22 protein-coding genes are annotated in these 13,554 nt (G+C 63.9%); 1 reads left to right on the top strand and 21 read right to left on the bottom strand.

Features of this window, described 5'->3' with window-relative positions; all coding sequences use genetic code 11:
- Positions 1-8: 8 nt before the first annotated feature.
- From ABTV68_RS11480 to ABTV68_RS11550, 15 genes are all read right to left on the bottom strand, one after another.
- Positions 9-575, bottom strand: coding sequence for a hypothetical protein (locus tag ABTV68_RS11480; protein WP_433673808.1), 567 nt, complete (start codon positions 573-575; stop codon positions 9-11).
- Entirely contained in the window at positions 572-1,345 is a 774-nt protein-coding gene (locus tag ABTV68_RS11485) for a hypothetical protein (RefSeq protein WP_433673809.1), read from the bottom strand. Before ABTV68_RS11485 ends, ABTV68_RS11480 begins: the two co-directional genes overlap by 4 nt.
- Before the next feature lie 80 nt (positions 1,346-1,425).
- Positions 1,426-1,644, bottom strand: a complete 219-nt coding sequence (locus tag ABTV68_RS11490) for a DUF7455 domain-containing protein (RefSeq protein WP_433673810.1) — start codon at positions 1,642-1,644, stop codon at positions 1,426-1,428.
- Entirely contained in the window at positions 1,641-2,195 is a 555-nt protein-coding gene (locus ABTV68_RS11495; RefSeq protein WP_433673811.1) for a hypothetical protein, read from the bottom strand. Before ABTV68_RS11495 ends, ABTV68_RS11490 begins: the two co-directional genes overlap by 4 nt.
- Positions 2,196-2,428: 233 nt before the next feature.
- Entirely contained in the window at positions 2,429-2,758 is a 330-nt protein-coding gene (locus ABTV68_RS11500; protein ID WP_433673813.1) for a histone-like nucleoid-structuring protein Lsr2, read from the bottom strand.
- 54 nt (positions 2,759-2,812) lie between these two features.
- Positions 2,813-3,715 carry a hypothetical protein gene (locus ABTV68_RS11505; protein ID WP_433673814.1) on the bottom strand — a complete coding sequence of 301 codons (903 nt, stop codon included), beginning with the start codon at positions 3,713-3,715 and terminating at the stop codon, positions 2,813-2,815.
- 9 nt (positions 3,716-3,724) lie between these two features.
- Positions 3,725-4,096, bottom strand: a complete 372-nt coding sequence (locus tag ABTV68_RS11510; RefSeq protein ID WP_433673815.1) for a hypothetical protein — start codon at positions 4,094-4,096, stop codon at positions 3,725-3,727.
- A 213-nt stretch (positions 4,097-4,309) separates the two neighbouring features.
- A complete protein-coding gene (locus ABTV68_RS11515) occupies positions 4,310-4,630 on the bottom strand; it encodes a hypothetical protein (RefSeq protein WP_433673816.1) in 321 nt (106 codons plus the stop codon).
- Positions 4,630-5,085, bottom strand: coding sequence for a hypothetical protein (locus ABTV68_RS11520; protein ID WP_433673817.1), 456 nt, complete (start codon positions 5,083-5,085; stop codon positions 4,630-4,632). Before ABTV68_RS11520 ends, ABTV68_RS11515 begins: the two co-directional genes overlap by 1 nt.
- Positions 5,082-5,513 (bottom strand): DUF4406 domain-containing protein, encoded by a 432-nt coding sequence (locus tag ABTV68_RS11525; protein WP_433673818.1) that lies wholly within the window; start codon positions 5,511-5,513, stop codon positions 5,082-5,084. The genes ABTV68_RS11520 and ABTV68_RS11525 overlap by 4 nt, the downstream gene beginning before the upstream one ends.
- A gap of 2 nt (positions 5,514-5,515) precedes the next feature.
- The gene (locus ABTV68_RS11530) at positions 5,516-6,613 is read right to left on the bottom strand and encodes a hypothetical protein (RefSeq protein ID WP_433673820.1); all 1,098 of its coding nucleotides are present in this window, start codon (positions 6,611-6,613) and stop codon (positions 5,516-5,518) included.
- Between the two features lie 24 nt (positions 6,614-6,637).
- Complete coding sequence (locus ABTV68_RS11535) at positions 6,638-7,006, bottom strand: hypothetical protein (RefSeq protein WP_433673821.1); 369 nt, start codon at positions 7,004-7,006, stop codon at positions 6,638-6,640.
- On the bottom strand, positions 6,999-7,433 hold the full coding sequence (locus ABTV68_RS11540; protein ID WP_433673822.1) for a GNAT family N-acetyltransferase: 435 nt from the start codon (positions 7,431-7,433) through the stop codon (positions 6,999-7,001). Before ABTV68_RS11540 ends, ABTV68_RS11535 begins: the two co-directional genes overlap by 8 nt.
- 26 nt (positions 7,434-7,459) lie before the next feature.
- On the bottom strand, positions 7,460-7,981 hold the full coding sequence (locus tag ABTV68_RS11545) for a hypothetical protein (protein WP_433673823.1): 522 nt from the start codon (positions 7,979-7,981) through the stop codon (positions 7,460-7,462).
- 358 nt (positions 7,982-8,339) lie between these two features.
- Entirely contained in the window at positions 8,340-9,239 is a 900-nt protein-coding gene (locus ABTV68_RS11550) for a DNA cytosine methyltransferase (protein ID WP_433677598.1), read from the bottom strand.
- 133 nt (positions 9,240-9,372) lie between these two features.
- Between ABTV68_RS11550 and ABTV68_RS11555 the strand changes: the two genes are divergently transcribed.
- The gene (locus ABTV68_RS11555; RefSeq protein ID WP_433673824.1) at positions 9,373-9,663 is read left to right on the top strand and encodes a hypothetical protein; all 291 of its coding nucleotides are present in this window, start codon (positions 9,373-9,375) and stop codon (positions 9,661-9,663) included.
- A gap of 607 nt (positions 9,664-10,270) precedes the next feature.
- Here the strand turns inward: ABTV68_RS11555 and ABTV68_RS11560 are convergent.
- The 6 genes from ABTV68_RS11560 to ABTV68_RS11585 form a co-directional block, all read right to left on the bottom strand.
- Positions 10,271-10,681: a hypothetical protein gene (locus ABTV68_RS11560; RefSeq protein WP_433673825.1), complete on the bottom strand. Its 411-nt coding sequence runs from the start codon at positions 10,679-10,681 to the stop codon at positions 10,271-10,273.
- A gap of 248 nt (positions 10,682-10,929) precedes the next feature.
- Positions 10,930-11,451, bottom strand: coding sequence for a hypothetical protein (locus ABTV68_RS11565; RefSeq protein WP_433673826.1), 522 nt, complete (start codon positions 11,449-11,451; stop codon positions 10,930-10,932).
- A 228-nt stretch (positions 11,452-11,679) separates the two neighbouring features.
- Positions 11,680-11,994 carry a hypothetical protein gene (locus ABTV68_RS11570; RefSeq protein WP_433673828.1) on the bottom strand — a complete coding sequence of 105 codons (315 nt, stop codon included), beginning with the start codon at positions 11,992-11,994 and terminating at the stop codon, positions 11,680-11,682.
- 276 nt (positions 11,995-12,270) lie between these two features.
- A complete protein-coding gene (locus ABTV68_RS11575; RefSeq protein ID WP_433673829.1) occupies positions 12,271-12,684 on the bottom strand; it encodes a hypothetical protein in 414 nt (137 codons plus the stop codon).
- Positions 12,681-13,193 carry an SLOG family protein gene (locus tag ABTV68_RS11580; RefSeq protein WP_433673831.1) on the bottom strand — a complete coding sequence of 171 codons (513 nt, stop codon included), beginning with the start codon at positions 13,191-13,193 and terminating at the stop codon, positions 12,681-12,683. The genes ABTV68_RS11575 and ABTV68_RS11580 overlap by 4 nt, the downstream gene beginning before the upstream one ends.
- A complete protein-coding gene (locus ABTV68_RS11585; RefSeq protein ID WP_433673832.1) occupies positions 13,190-13,546 on the bottom strand; it encodes a hypothetical protein in 357 nt (118 codons plus the stop codon). Before ABTV68_RS11585 ends, ABTV68_RS11580 begins: the two co-directional genes overlap by 4 nt.
- Positions 13,547-13,554: the final 8 nt, after the last annotated feature.

Genomic DNA, 13,554 nt, shown 5'->3' on the forward strand with positions numbered 1-13,554 from the left:
CCATTGACCTACCCGTCGACTACGGGATCCAGCCCGATGAACTTCATGGGAACGTCAGTGCCGCCGTAGTAGCAGGACTGCAGCACAACGTCGCCCTGCAGCCCGATGAGCGCTTCGGTGGTGACCCACACCTTCGGCGTCTCTCGAATGTCCACGACGTTGTATCGGTTGACGATTCCGCCTTGCTCCAGGTCGATCACATCACCCAGCTCGACGGGCAGGATGACGTCCCCGCCGCAGTTGTTGTGGGCTGCCCAGATGGGCGGCATGTCGTGCCGCCGGTACGATCGCATCTCCGTGAACGTGCCGTCGCAGTAGTCCAGCTCAGTCTGCCCACCGGTGGCACCCAGATGCGCGAGCGGGACCTCCTGCAAATTCTGGACGCGCCACTCCCCCACGTCCTGCTGGATACCCCCGTAGACTTCCTCGACTTGGTCGGGCCACACGAGGACGGCGGTGCCCGTGCTGAGGCCGCCCGCGACCAGTAAGCCGCCGAGCATGCCGATGGCCACCCGGCCGGCACTCCGGCGTTTCCGCGCGTGAGTGTGGGCCAGCATTGTTGCCTGATCGCTCACGCTGCACCACGTGACGAAACGCGGTCCGCGTCGATCGCTGCGTCGATTCGATCGGTGAGCCGGGCCCGCCAGTTCGTGACGGAGCTGGTGGACAGGCCGAAGCGTTCACGGATCTCGTCAGCGAAAGCTCCTCGAGCGAACATCTGCACGAGCTCTTCCTGTTCAGCGACGCTGAGCTTCACGTACGAGCGTTTCGTCGAGGAGATAGTGACGGCCGTCTTGCGTGCAGGCCGCGTGATCGCCCCTGCGGACACCAGCTTCCTGCGCCATGCCAGCGCGGACGCCTGGGAGGTTCCGAACCGGTCCGCCAGAGCATCTCCCGTCGCACCCTCGGCAGCAAGCCGACAGAACAGTTCCTGATCGTCTTTGCTCAGCTGGTCGAACCCGCTGGAGCGGTGTCGCTTGCGGGCGATCACCGTGATCGTTCCTGACTGGACGAGCTTCGACCGCCACGAGAGAACGGTGGACTCCGATGTGGCGAACCGGGCGGCCAGTTCGCGCGCCGGGGTACCAAGGGAAGCCAGGCGCCGGAACTCCGTCTGCTCAGTCGGTGCGAGAGCGTCGTACCCGGTGGGCTCCTTGCGAACGATCGTTACGGTGACGTTCGGATCGTGATCAGCATCAGGCCGCACACGCTTGCAGATGAACGCCGAGAGCAGCCGGCCGGCGCCAAGGTTCTTCGCCGTCGCTCTCTTCTCCACCGCCAGGTAGACATCGATCGGAAGCTTCAGCCGGACCTCGACAAATGCGATCGGCGCAGTGTTCGTCATGGGACGCTCCCTCGAAGTGGTGGACTCACTTCACACATGCGCGGCCGCCACGGTGCGCCGCGAACGCCCGCCCACAGCCCTCAGCGCCCGGACAGGAGACGGTCGGTCTCGTCATGCCATCGCGTCGATGCCGCTCGCAGGACCTGCTCATACTCACGCCCGTGGTGAGCGCAGTACAGCAGCTCGGTTCCGTTGACGGTGGCGGCGATGTAAGCCTGAGCTCTGCATCTGTCGCATCGATCCATGGCCGTCAGCCGATGGGGCGGGTGCGGGATTGTCGTGCTCGTTGAGGTTGTCATGGGCGGGCACATGCGCGGTCCGCGCACCAGACCGCGAACAGTGCGTCGGGGTCGCCATCGGAGTACACGCCGCCGTAGAAGAGCTCCTCCCGCACGACGAACCCCGCCTGCTGCAGTTGCTCTGCAGTGATGACCGTCCGGTGCGTTCGATCGATGCCAAGAACATCAACGGTTCGGGGATTCGGCACCGACACAACGATCGTGTTCACCGCCCGTTTCAGACGGGAGACCAAACGCCAGGGGTCGGATAGGTGCTCCAGGATCTCGAGTGCCACGGCGTGGTCCGCCGGTCGGGGCGGGTGCCGGTCCTCCAGATCATGCCGTACATCTACACCGAGGTCGACCGGAATGTACCGTCCCCGCCACGCTCCATCAACGCGAAGGACGACATCCAGTTCCGTCATCCCTGCCCCGAGGTCGTACAGCGTGTGCGAATCATCCAGACCGATCGAGCGCAGCGCCTCGAGGGCAGCACGGTAGCGAACAGCTCGATGCTCGAAGGAGCCCGTCCGCTCGGCCAGATACGCATCAGCTTCCTCGTGAGTGGTCACGCCAGCCACATGCGCGGCGGCCCATTGCACCGACACGCGCTCCCTAGCCGAGGCTGCTCAGCGAAGCCCAGAACAGCAGTGACGGACATCGTCGCGGGTGCCGCAACCGTTCCAGTCGACGTCGGCTCATGTGTGCCCTACCCTGACGCGGCACTAGGAATTCCGGCCCCGGCCCGGGGCGGTGATCTGTCCACGCGCCGTCGGGAATGGAGGTAGCTGTGGACCAGCGTTTCCTACCGGGCGTCGAACTCAGCTTCGATGTGGGCGGGGATACGACCTCGGTCCGAGACCGTGTAGCCGTTCTCGCGTGCCCATGCGCGCACCGCGGCAAGGTCGTTACGACGGGTGCCGGTTGAGCGCGTGAGCTTCGTGCCACCACTGATCTTTCGGCCAGCCTGGATGTAGGGCGCGAAAGCACCGCGGAGTATGGCCGCATTCTCGACCGTGAGGTCGATCTCGTACTGCCGGCCATCGACAGCGAACAACACAGTCTCTCCTTCTCCAGGCTCGAGGACGGTGTTGTCGAGGTCGTCAACAAGCTGGTGGATGATCTTCTTTGCCATGCGGAACACGATAGCGGCGATTCCACCGATATCCACGATTTCCCGCGCTGAGATTTAGAGCACCTGATGCATCCGGATGCGGACGGTTTTGATCTCGAAATCCGGAACGACTTCAGTGATTCGCCATCGAGCGAGCGGCGGAATGATCACTTGCCCGTCGGCACCACGCAGGTAGTGGTCTGCATACAAGTGACTCCTGAGGCGAGGCGTGCGATAGATCTGGTCGGGGACACAGAGGCCACGCCTGATCTCCATCGTGCAAATAATCAGCCATTCCGGGTCAACGTTATGAAAGTCAGCCCCGTCGTAGTGATGCGCGGTTGGTTCGGAGGGAGTGGCAAATGCGAAGCCGCGATCCTCGACGACGGTCGTGTGCCAGGGCTCGCCTGAGTCGAGGTGTTCCCGGATTCCCCAGATGTCCGACGATATCCGGTCAGTGGCGGGCGGCATCCCTAACCCGCGAAACGCGGTGATCGGCTCGTCTAATTCCAGACTCGAACCCAGTGTCGAGAACACCTTCCGTGCATCGTCGACGAACTGCTGATAGGACACATAGCCGTTCCAGTCCATCATCGGCCCCGGCTCGCCGTGTAGGGGTGCGCCGGTCCGCAGGCACCGATTCAGTCCGTAGACGTCGTTCGTGAGTAGCAGCCCGACGACACTGTGCCACTCGTGTAGGCCGAGGAGTTGACGCTCACCGTTTCGGTTGAGGACGGTCTCGTTTCTGTCGGTCGGGTACTGCTGCACGTAGCTGCTAAGGGCGGCCGCCGCCTTTTGCTCTTCCCTCTCCTGCATGCTGCGTTCCAACCACGACATGTCGTCGGGCCAGTCGGTGCGGTCGCTGACGGTGAGGATCGAGCCCCGAAAGAGGGCGTCGCATCGCTCCTGACTGGCGGAAGTCCAGTGGTGCCGGAACCGTTTGTGCTGCTCGTTCGGGCACCGTTGAAGAAATCGCATTGCGTCTGCTCAGAGGGCTTCGCTGTAGTACCTCGGGACCTCCTGAGTGACCGTTGCGATCATCTTGGCGACATCGACGTTGGGGAATTCGATTTCGTTGATGGCCAGTGGAAGGCCACTGGTGATCTTGGCAAGGCCTGGGCGGGGTGCATCAAGGCGGTCACACTCATGGTTGAGCGCAACCATGTATGCGGCGAGTGCGAGGCCAGCCGATTCGGGGCTCACGGTCCAGACCTGACAGAGAAGCCGACCGATGTTGTCGCCGGGGTGGATGAAGTGTCCTGAGGAAGCTAGGGAGCGGGCCGTGATTTCGCCGAAATGGGCGGCAGAGTTCTCGAAGAGGGAACGATATTCGGCGCTTGAGATCGTGATGTCGGTCATTCCGTAATACCCCGTTCAGGTATGGGTGGAGATCTGCCGGACGGCGAGGATGAGGGTAGCAGGAACCATGCAGGGAGCGAACGCGGTCTAGACACCGCAGTGGAAAGCGACCCGAGCCCTCGTCTGAAGGCGCGCGAGCGGGTACACCTCGGCCCGCCGAGGAGGGCGCTGAATGTCATGAATGGTCACCGCCAACTCATGTGGAGCAGCACGCTATCCAGTTCCTGCTTCCGGGCCGAAGCTGCTCAGCGGCGTCCTGCGTCCTTTCGCGAACATCGCGTCCGCGCTCCGCTCGCTGACCCCGGATCCGACGTAGAGCACGGCTCGATCAGCCGCAACGTAGAGCTGAGCTCCGCCCTTGATGCGCTCCACGACGACGATCGCGCCGTCGTTCAGCGGTATCACCGAGAGATCGGCGTCGACCCCAGACCCTGTGCCCCGCGCGAGTTGGCGCAGTAGAGCGGCGCCGTAGTCCGCCAACTCCTGTTCACCCGAGGACAACGCGCCTTCCGGATAGAACATCAGGCTTCCCATCAGCGCTCCCGTGGTTCCGCTGCCTGATCCCGCACCAGTGGCGCGTCCGCACGGAGAAATGCGGCCACTTCAGGGTGCCGCCTTCGCTCCCCGACGAGTCGGAGCCGCCGTTCCAAGGACGCTGCCGTCCAGCAGTCGTCCTCATCAGCGGCCGCGGCCTCCGGGTACCGGTCCAGGAGCGTCCGATCTTCGAAGAGATCGGGGTACCACTCGCGGGCCCTCCGAGGTATCTGACGCCATGCCCACGCAGCAGCGATGGCCTCCGCCAGGACAGCCGAGCTCGCCACGAGGATGATCAGGATGGACCTGATGCAGAGGCCCGCCATGAGTGCTGTCACCGACAGTCCGAGGCCCCAGAGCATTCCCACGAACAGCTGGCGCACATGCCCCACAGCGTCATGTGCCTCACGGCGAGCGGCGGCAGGGTTCAGGATGAGCGAATGCGGGACGATCACGATTGTTCCGATCCAGTGAGCACCCGCGGCTCCCGTTCTCGGCCGACCACTGCCTCCGATGTGACCGACGACCCAGCTGCGTCGCGGACCGCAGTTGCCGTCGTGCGGAGCCATTCCGACAGGGGCGCTACGCGCAGTCCGAGAGTGGCTGCGACGTTGACTTCGAGTCGCGCACCGCCGGACGCTTCCCAGCCCGGGAGAAGCGCGACCGCATCACAGCGGATCAGCTGCTGCAGACCAGCCCGAAGCCACCCGTGGTAGTCGCCCGGTGTCGGATTCACGTTCGTTGACGGGTCCTCGACGCTGTACCCCCGCTCCCTCAGCTCCTGGGCCGCAGCTCGGAACGCCGGGTAGTTGAGCTCCGGCAGGCCGGTCATCGGTCCGGCGACGTAGATCCGTTCGGTCGGCTGTGCTCCATGCTCGCTCATGGTCAGTCGTTCCACGCTTCTTCTGCGGATGCGTTCTGTCGCGGAGCGGGCAGCTCGTGCTCGCCCGGCCACCCGGCGCCCCAGATCCATGCAAGCTCGGCCGTCGCGGAAAGCTGCCGCTCCTCTGCTTCGGTGAGCGCAGCATCATTCTCTGTTCGAAGCCAACCCAGTCGTTCCAGCATCTCCTCGGCCCGTGCGTTGGCGCGGGCGTGGCCGTCGGATGCGTTTCGGTGCTCCCTGACGAGATCGGACACTGGCACATAGGAGTGCTTCACCTGACGCTTACGCCGGCCCGTACCCTCAGTCGCGCTGTATGTCTTGGGATCTCGTTCCCCGATGAGGAACTCTCGAAGCGCACCGTCAGGGAGCGCGTGTGCGGCGTCCAGGGCATTCTGCAGCTGCGCGAGCAGCGGAATGTACTTCGTGAGGTCGCGAGCGATGTCATTGACGGTGTCGACCCGAACCGCACGCTCGTGCACGCGATGCTTCTCGTCACAGCTCAGTGGAGCTATCCCTCGCGCGTAGCCCACCGCAAATGGAAACTGGCCCTCCGCAGCGTCGCTGATGAGCGTGCGGGTCTCGAGGGTGTGCTGGAGAGCGTCAATGCGAGCTGCGCGCTCAGTGAGACGCGCAGCCTGGGCCACAGCTGCGTCCCGTTCGTGGATCATGCCCCGGCGGCGCTGGGGAACGTTTCCGCTGGCCAGAAGCCACCAGATTGGATGAGCGCCAGTGGAGTACGCCTCAGCGCAATGCTGAAGCCGAAGGAGACGGGTTCGCTCCTCATAGCTCTCACGCGCCATGAGGAACGCGACGACATCCTCCCCCGCGACGCTGACCCACTCATAGTCCTCGAGGCCATCCGCACGCTGACCCAAGACCCGGACAGCCAGGCCACCGTCCGGCTGAGGCGTGAAGTCATCAAGGTTCAGTTCGGTCCACGAGGCGAACTTGGGGTGCAGCCGGACGATCACGTCGCGAGCGGTCTCCGGCATCGGCTTATCGAGGTCCCCGAACTCTCGCGCCCAGGCGTCCTCGATGCCAGGAAGGTCTTCACGTGTGAGCTGATACGCGGCGAGGGCGGCGTCGAGAAGCTTGGTCATGGTCACCACATGCGCGGCCTTCGATCAGCTTTGCCGAATGACGCTGCCCAGTGCCTCATCTGTTCTCGCTTGCACGGCTCGCTGGGCGATCAGCATCACTTCGACCAGGATGAGGATGGTCATTGCCCACACCGCCGCCGGTCGGAAGAGGAATGCTGCGAACAGCGCCGCGGTGCCCCACACCGGGACGGTGATGGCTTTGAGCGTGTCCGCGAGCCTCGATCTGGTGATCTGACCCACTCCAACGAGAAAGATGATGACGGAGAGCGACACAGCCGCGCTCAGCAGGACGCACTCCGCTGCGCTCAGTCCGGCGACGTCGATCGGCACCGCTTCGGCACGCGAAACGGGCGTCAGCTGCACGACGACGGTAGTGTCGGACGAGTCAGTCATGGCCGAGTCCGAGCGCTGAGGGGCCGTGGGTGTGCACCTCGTCCGGATGCCAGATCATGTACTCGTTGACGAACCGTTCGTAGTCCTCGGAACTGTCTCGCAGCTCCATGAGCGTGTATCCCGCGAACCGATCCCGGTTCGTCTTCACGAATCCGTGTGCCTCGTACAGTGCGATGGCGCCATGGTTGTCGTCAGCTACCTCCAGCCAGTAGCCGCCCTGTCGCTTCAGTTGGGTGACGAGTGTGTGGCCTTCGCCTGCTCCACGAGCCTCTGGCCTGACGAACAGACACTTCAGGTTGCCGTACGGGGTGAGCAAGCCGACGCCGTTCGTCGTGCGCGTTGTTCGCCAGGACCCCGTCCCAACGTTGAACCATACGAACGGGTCGACGGTCGAGCTCTTCAGGAGCTCGATCGTTTCCCCGTTCATCAACACGTCCGCCATGGATTTGCAGCTCAGGCGGCGGATGATTCGAGCGGACGGTAAATCGCGGCAGCCAGCTCGCTGTCAAGGCGGGCCAGTTCGCTCTCAGCGCGGGCGAGGGCCAGCTGGGCGGTACGGACTTCGTCGCGGCGCTGAGAGACAAGCGCACGCGCGTTCGCTACCTGTGTTGCGAGGTCAGGTGTTGACCCCTTTCGCACGAAGTAGCGCATCGTGCGTCCGTGCTGCATGGGGATCTGCGCGCGATCAGCCTCGGCATAGGTCGCCCAGGTCGTCGGCGTGGATCGGGCGTGCCGGTCCAGCTCGTCATAGTCGTCGGTGTTGAACAGGAGTTCGGCGTTGGCGACTTCATCGGCGGTGAGTACGTAGGAGAGATCGTCGTCACGCAACCAGTACGTGTCGCGGAGGACCAGCTTGCCGTTCCGGAGTCGGGCGACCGCAACACCCTCGCGACAGTAGCGTGGAACGGCGTACTTCACGACGTCGTTCGCCTTGAACGAGGATCGGGTCTGCGGTGCGTGGGATGAGTCTGTCATGCCCACCACATGCGCGGCGGCCTCATCACTAGCGTTCGGAAGTCACGCCTTCCCAGTTGCACGACAGGCCGCCCTGCCGACTGCCGAGCAAGGCGACGCACTCGACTGACCTTCCGCCATCCAGCTGGACTGTCACCGGGACGAGATCAGAGTGGTCGCCCCAGGCGTCCCCGATCTGTTGACGGTCACCCGTCTCGGCTGGCGATCCGCATTGGGTCAGCCCTGGTGCCGCTGCGGCTGTGATCAGGATCCCCATCATCAGCCGACCAAGATTTGCACGCATCATCGTTGCCTTCTGTCTCTGGTGCGCACGCCGGTCGCGTGCCGCACCCAGCACATGCGCGGCGACCCCAATCAGTCAGGCCACCATGCGGAGAACAGCCGCGGCTATCGGTGGTGGGACGACGTTCGCGATCTGCAGAAACTGTGACGACCTGGATCCGGTCCAGGGATAGTCAGCACGGAAGCCGACCAGCTGCCCGGCCTCCGCCGGTGTGAGGAGCTCGCCATCTTCCCGTTTCCAGGATCGGCTGGAACCCGTCAGGCACCATGATGGCCGATCAGCTGAGAATTCGTTGCCACCGGAGCGGCGGGCGCCGCGCGTGTTGATTCGGTGGCCGCCCGCCCATCCGAGCGCTTCGGCCATGTTGACCTGTTTGTCTTCCAGCTCGATCGGCCGCCCCGGGGTGAGCCGGCGAGCGACGAGGAACACACGGCTCCGTCGTGACGGCAGGCCGTGCTCTTCTGCATTGACCCGAACGACGTCCGCCCATTCCCACCCGGCGCTGAACAGTTCGGCGGCGAGGTCTTCCCAGGCGAACTCGACCTTCGGCACCTGCTCCATCACCAGCCAGCGGAGGCCGGCAAGGGTCAGTGCCGTCGCGCCCGCCCAGGCCAGCATTGCGGTGCGAGGATCCTGCACGTCCTCGACGGCACTCATAGCCTCGGCGGCGGGCAGTCCCCATCCGATCCCTGTCCACACATCGAGCACCTTCTGGTAGTCGGCCCAGCCGGTACGCAGCCCGCCCCGACTGAAGGTCGGACACGGCGGCGACATGATCGCCCCGGTGTACCCCTCGAGAGCTGCAGACGACAGGTCACGGACGTCCTGATGCTGGCGGCGATGCCCGGCGGTAATGGCCGTGCGGCACGCGTCACGGGAGTAGTCGACCCCGGTGATGTCCAATCTCTCGTCGAGGAGTCGAGCGCCCTCATCCCACCCGCCGGGACCTGCGAAGAGGTCGATCACACGCTCCATACGGGTCACATGCGCAGCCGGGCTCAGTCATCCGATCCGCTGGCGCTGTTCGCCGCAGGGTACCCAGCGACTCGGCTGCCCGAGGCTTCATCCGTCGCCGCAGGGTATCGAGCAACTCAACGAAAGGCATCTCATGTCCGATGCAACCCTCGTCGCCCTGGCGACACTCATCGTCACCGTCCTCATCTGGTTGATTGACCACATCATCTCCGGCAGGCCCCGTGTCCGGGTCGGCGTCTCCGTGGGCGCGGCTGTCGCGCTCGGGAGTTACTTCCTCGGCGCGACACCCGTGTTGGCCTTGATTCTCGGCATCGGCGCGCCACTCTGGTGGATCGCTGGGACCGACAAGGACGATGACACGACCGTCGCTGAATTCTGGTCGGCCGTGATTCGCTTCATCATCCACGGACCAGACGGCGACTGATGAGCTGGGGCCGGGCCGGAGCGCATCCGGTCCGACCCCAGGCTCACCGTCGCTCTGCGCCCGCGTGTCGACGGATCAAGGACAGGTCAGCGAAAGACTCATACGTGCGCTGCTCTGCGCCCGCGTGTCGACGGATCAAGGACAGGTGCTGCTCTGCCTCAGCGACAGACTCGTACGTGCGCCGCGATACCACGATGTCCATGCCGCCAGCCGGTGCGTCCGCGCTCCTCGCCCAGGACAACGTCCAGCGCAGGTCCACCTCAAACCGTTCCGGGAGGGGAACACCACCGCCCTGATGGCCGGCAACTGCCGCCCGCATGCGATCGATCCCCACTGACAATGCCTGTTCCTCAGTGGAGAACTCGTCCCCGATCGAGTAGGCCGTCGGCAGCGCCCAGTAACTGCGGTCAACTCGGGCTCCGGCTGGGATCGTACGCGCGGTCACATCATCCATGACGACCACATGCGCGGCACTCCGATCCCCGGCGCTCGGAAGAACCGCGAGACCTCCAGCTGACGGTCGACGTCGAACGAGTCAGAAGGCCGCCCATGAGCGCTTGCTAGACGCGCCTGACACGGCCCTTGCCCTGGTGTCCGTAACGCACCACTAGGCCTGACTCCGCGGGATGCGCGCCTCGATGTCCGGGTACCTGTAGCTGACGACTTCGCGAGCCTCGTCCTCAACCCAATCGATGCCACAGCTCAAGAGGCGCTCAATCCAGGCTCGATCCGCGCCCCGCGCCGGCACCAGGGACGCCAGCAAAAGCTCGTCACGGTCATCAAGTCTTGCCGCAGCCAATGCCAGAAACACATCGACGTAGTCCATACGTGCCTTATCCGAGATCTCCCGGATGGCCAGATCGAGAGTCGGTTCCATGACGCTCAGTGCAGGCGGCGCGTTCCCGTCAGTGCCGTTCCTCCACAGGTACGCCCACACACTCATCGTTCCTGAGTCGGTCCCCCAGATGCTCTGCTGCTCATACCCCGGCAGGCTCAACGCATAACGGCTCACATCCACCCCGATCCTTTTAGCCCACACCATCAGGTGTGGTTCGCTCCCCGTGAGATGGCCCACGCGAATGTGCGATGGCTCCTCACATCGACGCCACCCTACAACCGATCGGGTGCCGATCACAGCGATCCTGGGATTATCCGACAATCGATCTCATGTCAACTTTACTAGGCATCGCACAAGTGGTGCGTCATAGGCATGAGGCTGTGGGCCGCTCCCCTTGAGGTCATAGGCGAGCGACCCACAGTCTCAGATCAGCAGGATGTGTAAAGGATGTCCGACATGTTGCCGTTGCGTGGACCGTCCGAAGCGAGCACTTCTGCAGCGAAGCTCAGGGGCGCACCCTTGATGATGGCGCTGAAGGTGCCCTTCATGTGCGTGAACAGGCATGTACGGTTGAGGCGGTATTCCAGGCGGGTGTTGATGTGCGAATACACGAACACCGAGATTCCGGTCCCGTACGAGTTGCCGTTGAGGGTGACGCTGTTGATCGTGTTCCCAGTGAAGTTGACGGTCATGTCCTGGTTCACCCACGCGACACCGATCGACGGGAGGGCGGTGAGCTGATCCGCCGTGTAGTTCTGAGTCTTGGACGCCCGAAGCGCTGCCGACGACGAAGGCGCGAGGTTCCGTGCTTCGCTGCCGGCAGACAACTGTGCGACCGCTTCCCCAGAGGCCGCAACGCTCTGCGCCTCACTGAGAATATACGTCGCGATCACGTCCGGGTCAGAGCTTCCGGCAGCACTCACGAGCTCAGGGCTCACATCCACCGTCACGTCGCTGATGGTAACTGTGCCGCCTGACGCAGCAGAAGCCGCCTGCAACTCTGCATTCAGAGCAGCCGACACGCTCTCATCCGAAGGCAGTCCCGTTGAGGCCGAGGCTGCTGTCGGGAACGCTAGCGCGAGAGCGAGAACGGATCCCGCTGCCGCCCAGGTGATGGCACGTCGCTTCCTGCTGCCAAACATCGTGAAATTCATCTTTGAACCTTTCTTGTTGGGTTGTCAGACCGGCGTTGCAATCAGCAGAACCCCGCTCAAGCCGATGTACGCGGCGATTACGAACGAGATGTACCGAAGAACACGCAAGCGACGCTCCTTGATGAGCAAGCAGCCCACGAGGACGAACATCGCTGCCACGAACAACATTGGCACCCCATAAGTCGTACCAAGTTGCTGTGCGATCCAACCGAGCGCATCTGCGGGTGGAAACCGAATCGTCAGGATCAAGGACGCCACGGCGAAGATGACGATTGCAAGCCATCGCTGCCATGCTGGCGCCTTCCAGCGATCGTTCGACGAAGCTACGGCATCTCCCATGTTGTCCTCCTCGACAGTTCGGCTACCTCGGCGGATACACCGGTCACAACAGGTATGTCCGGTCAACTCTGAAAGGTTCACGCCGATGCAGGAGCTTTCCTTGATCACATCAACTAGCCCCTGGTGTCAAGATACTTCTTGGCTCGCGACCGGAGGGGCGCCGGTGCTCGTCATGATCTGCGAGCGAGACGACGCCTGCACGCATCTGAGCATGTGCGACGCAGGCGACCCGTCGACAGTTGCACGATAGGCGTCCCGCAGCTGGCGCAGCGTAGGTCAGCTGGCAGCATGTGCAACTCGACACCGAGCGTGACCGCACCGGATCCGGCGAAAAGGATCGTGGAGCTTGTCACCGTTCTGATAGCCGAGCATGTCGAGTACCCAGTGCGTCCACGGGTAGGGCTTGGACCCGACATAGTTGTGTCGGTGGCTGATGCCGGCGACCAGGACATCGTTGACGGCCGCGCCGGTACGGTGCACCGATCGCCCCTCGGGGATCTCCACGTACACGGGCTCCCACTTGGCCACGACTCGGGATCCGAACGGGATGGGGTTCAGCTTCACCAACACGCAGCAGAGCGCGCCTGCAGGAAGCGCGGCCCCGTACACGCGGGAGCTGACGTCGTCCGATGATGCGGCGCGCGCAGCGACTTTCGAGCTCGGCTCGCCGAGCCCTGGTTCGTCGGTCATGCTCGGAACTCATCGGGGTGCCATGCGTGCATGAGCACGCCGTTCTCGCCGGCGTACCGCACCGCGTGTCCTGTTCCGCTCGAAGAGCCATCCCATACCGCCAGCAGAAGGTTGGCGGCTCGGACCATGCCCTCGTTGCGCAGCTGCATGGCGCGCGGCGAGTACTCGGAAGCGTAGACGTTCACGGCATCAGCGGACGCCATCTGTTGACGCCAGAATGCCTGGTCGCCTTCATGCCAGCGCCCTGACTGAAGCATCGTCGGCACCTCAGCCACGAATGCCACACGACCAGGATGAGCTGCACGTGCTTCCAGGATCATGGTCGACCACACAGTGTCGGCGCCCAACGCCAATCCGCTGTGCAGAGTCACGTGCTCGTGCACGTCCAGGGCACCGGTGATCGCTGTCCGGAGCGTCTGCCGAAGCAGGTCGTAGAAGGGGGTGGACAGGTCATACCCGTCGAGTTTGTTCGGCCGATGGCCTGTCAGTGACATGTGGAAGCTGGTCATGAGGGATCCGAGAAGTTGCGGACGAGTGCGCCCGGGCTGACGATGCCGCGCCGACGGCTTTCGCGCGGGAACTCGCGCACGGTGATGTAGTCGGTGGCGACGCGCGTGAGCTGGCGGGCGATGGGCAGGGTGAGCGTCTCCAGCGATGGGACGGCCAGTGCCATGACGTTCGATCGGCGAACAGTCCGAGCGCCAGGTCGCAGCACCCAGGTCGGCTCTGCGAGGTCCGGCAGCACGACCACGATGTGCTGGTTGAAGGGCTCGATCGAGTCGTAGGCAGCGACCAGGTACTGATCCCGATCGATCGCTCGAGTCACCGAACCGATCCGCATCGTGGCCGAGATGGAGCTCACCGCGCGAA

Source organism: Microbacterium gorillae (genome assembly GCF_050990725.1).
Taxonomy (GTDB): domain Bacteria; phylum Actinomycetota; class Actinomycetes; order Actinomycetales; family Microbacteriaceae; genus Microbacterium; species Microbacterium gorillae_A.

Excerpts from the sequence above, each read along its gene's own strand:
- ABTV68_RS11485 (WP_433673809.1), bottom strand. The coding sequence starts at position 1,345 with ATGACGAACACTGCGCCGATCGCATTTGTCGAGGTCCGGCTGAAGCTT.
- ABTV68_RS11530 (WP_433673820.1), bottom strand. The coding sequence starts at position 6,613 with ATGACCAAGCTTCTCGACGCCGCCCTCGCCGCGTATCAGCTCACACGT.
- ABTV68_RS11575 (WP_433673829.1), bottom strand. The coding sequence starts at position 12,684 with ATGACCGACGAACCAGGGCTCGGCGAGCCGAGCTCGAAAGTCGCTGCG.
- ABTV68_RS11510 (WP_433673815.1), bottom strand. The coding sequence starts at position 4,096 with ATGACCGACATCACGATCTCAAGCGCCGAATATCGTTCCCTCTTCGAG.
- ABTV68_RS11500 (WP_433673813.1), bottom strand. The coding sequence starts at position 2,758 with ATGGCAAAGAAGATCATCCACCAGCTTGTTGACGACCTCGACAACACC.
- ABTV68_RS11490 (WP_433673810.1), bottom strand. The coding sequence starts at position 1,644 with ATGACAACCTCAACGAGCACGACAATCCCGCACCCGCCCCATCGGCTG.
- ABTV68_RS11525 (WP_433673818.1), bottom strand. The coding sequence starts at position 5,513 with ATGAGCGAGCATGGAGCACAGCCGACCGAACGGATCTACGTCGCCGGA.
- ABTV68_RS11555 (WP_433673824.1), top strand. The coding sequence starts at position 9,373 with ATGTCCGATGCAACCCTCGTCGCCCTGGCGACACTCATCGTCACCGTC.
- ABTV68_RS11570 (WP_433673828.1), bottom strand. The coding sequence starts at position 11,994 with ATGGGAGATGCCGTAGCTTCGTCGAACGATCGCTGGAAGGCGCCAGCA.
- ABTV68_RS11550 (WP_433677598.1), bottom strand. The coding sequence starts at position 9,239 with ATGGAGCGTGTGATCGACCTCTTCGCAGGTCCCGGCGGGTGGGATGAG.
- ABTV68_RS11515 (WP_433673816.1), bottom strand. The coding sequence starts at position 4,630 with ATGGGAAGCCTGATGTTCTATCCGGAAGGCGCGTTGTCCTCGGGTGAA.
- ABTV68_RS11540 (WP_433673822.1), bottom strand. The coding sequence starts at position 7,433 with ATGAACGGGGAAACGATCGAGCTCCTGAAGAGCTCGACCGTCGACCCG.
- ABTV68_RS11535 (WP_433673821.1), bottom strand. The coding sequence starts at position 7,006 with ATGACTGACTCGTCCGACACTACCGTCGTCGTGCAGCTGACGCCCGTT.
- ABTV68_RS11580 (WP_433673831.1), bottom strand. The coding sequence starts at position 13,193 with ATGACCAGCTTCCACATGTCACTGACAGGCCATCGGCCGAACAAACTC.
- ABTV68_RS11545 (WP_433673823.1), bottom strand. The coding sequence starts at position 7,981 with ATGACAGACTCATCCCACGCACCGCAGACCCGATCCTCGTTCAAGGCG.
- ABTV68_RS11505 (WP_433673814.1), bottom strand. The coding sequence starts at position 3,715 with ATGCGATTTCTTCAACGGTGCCCGAACGAGCAGCACAAACGGTTCCGG.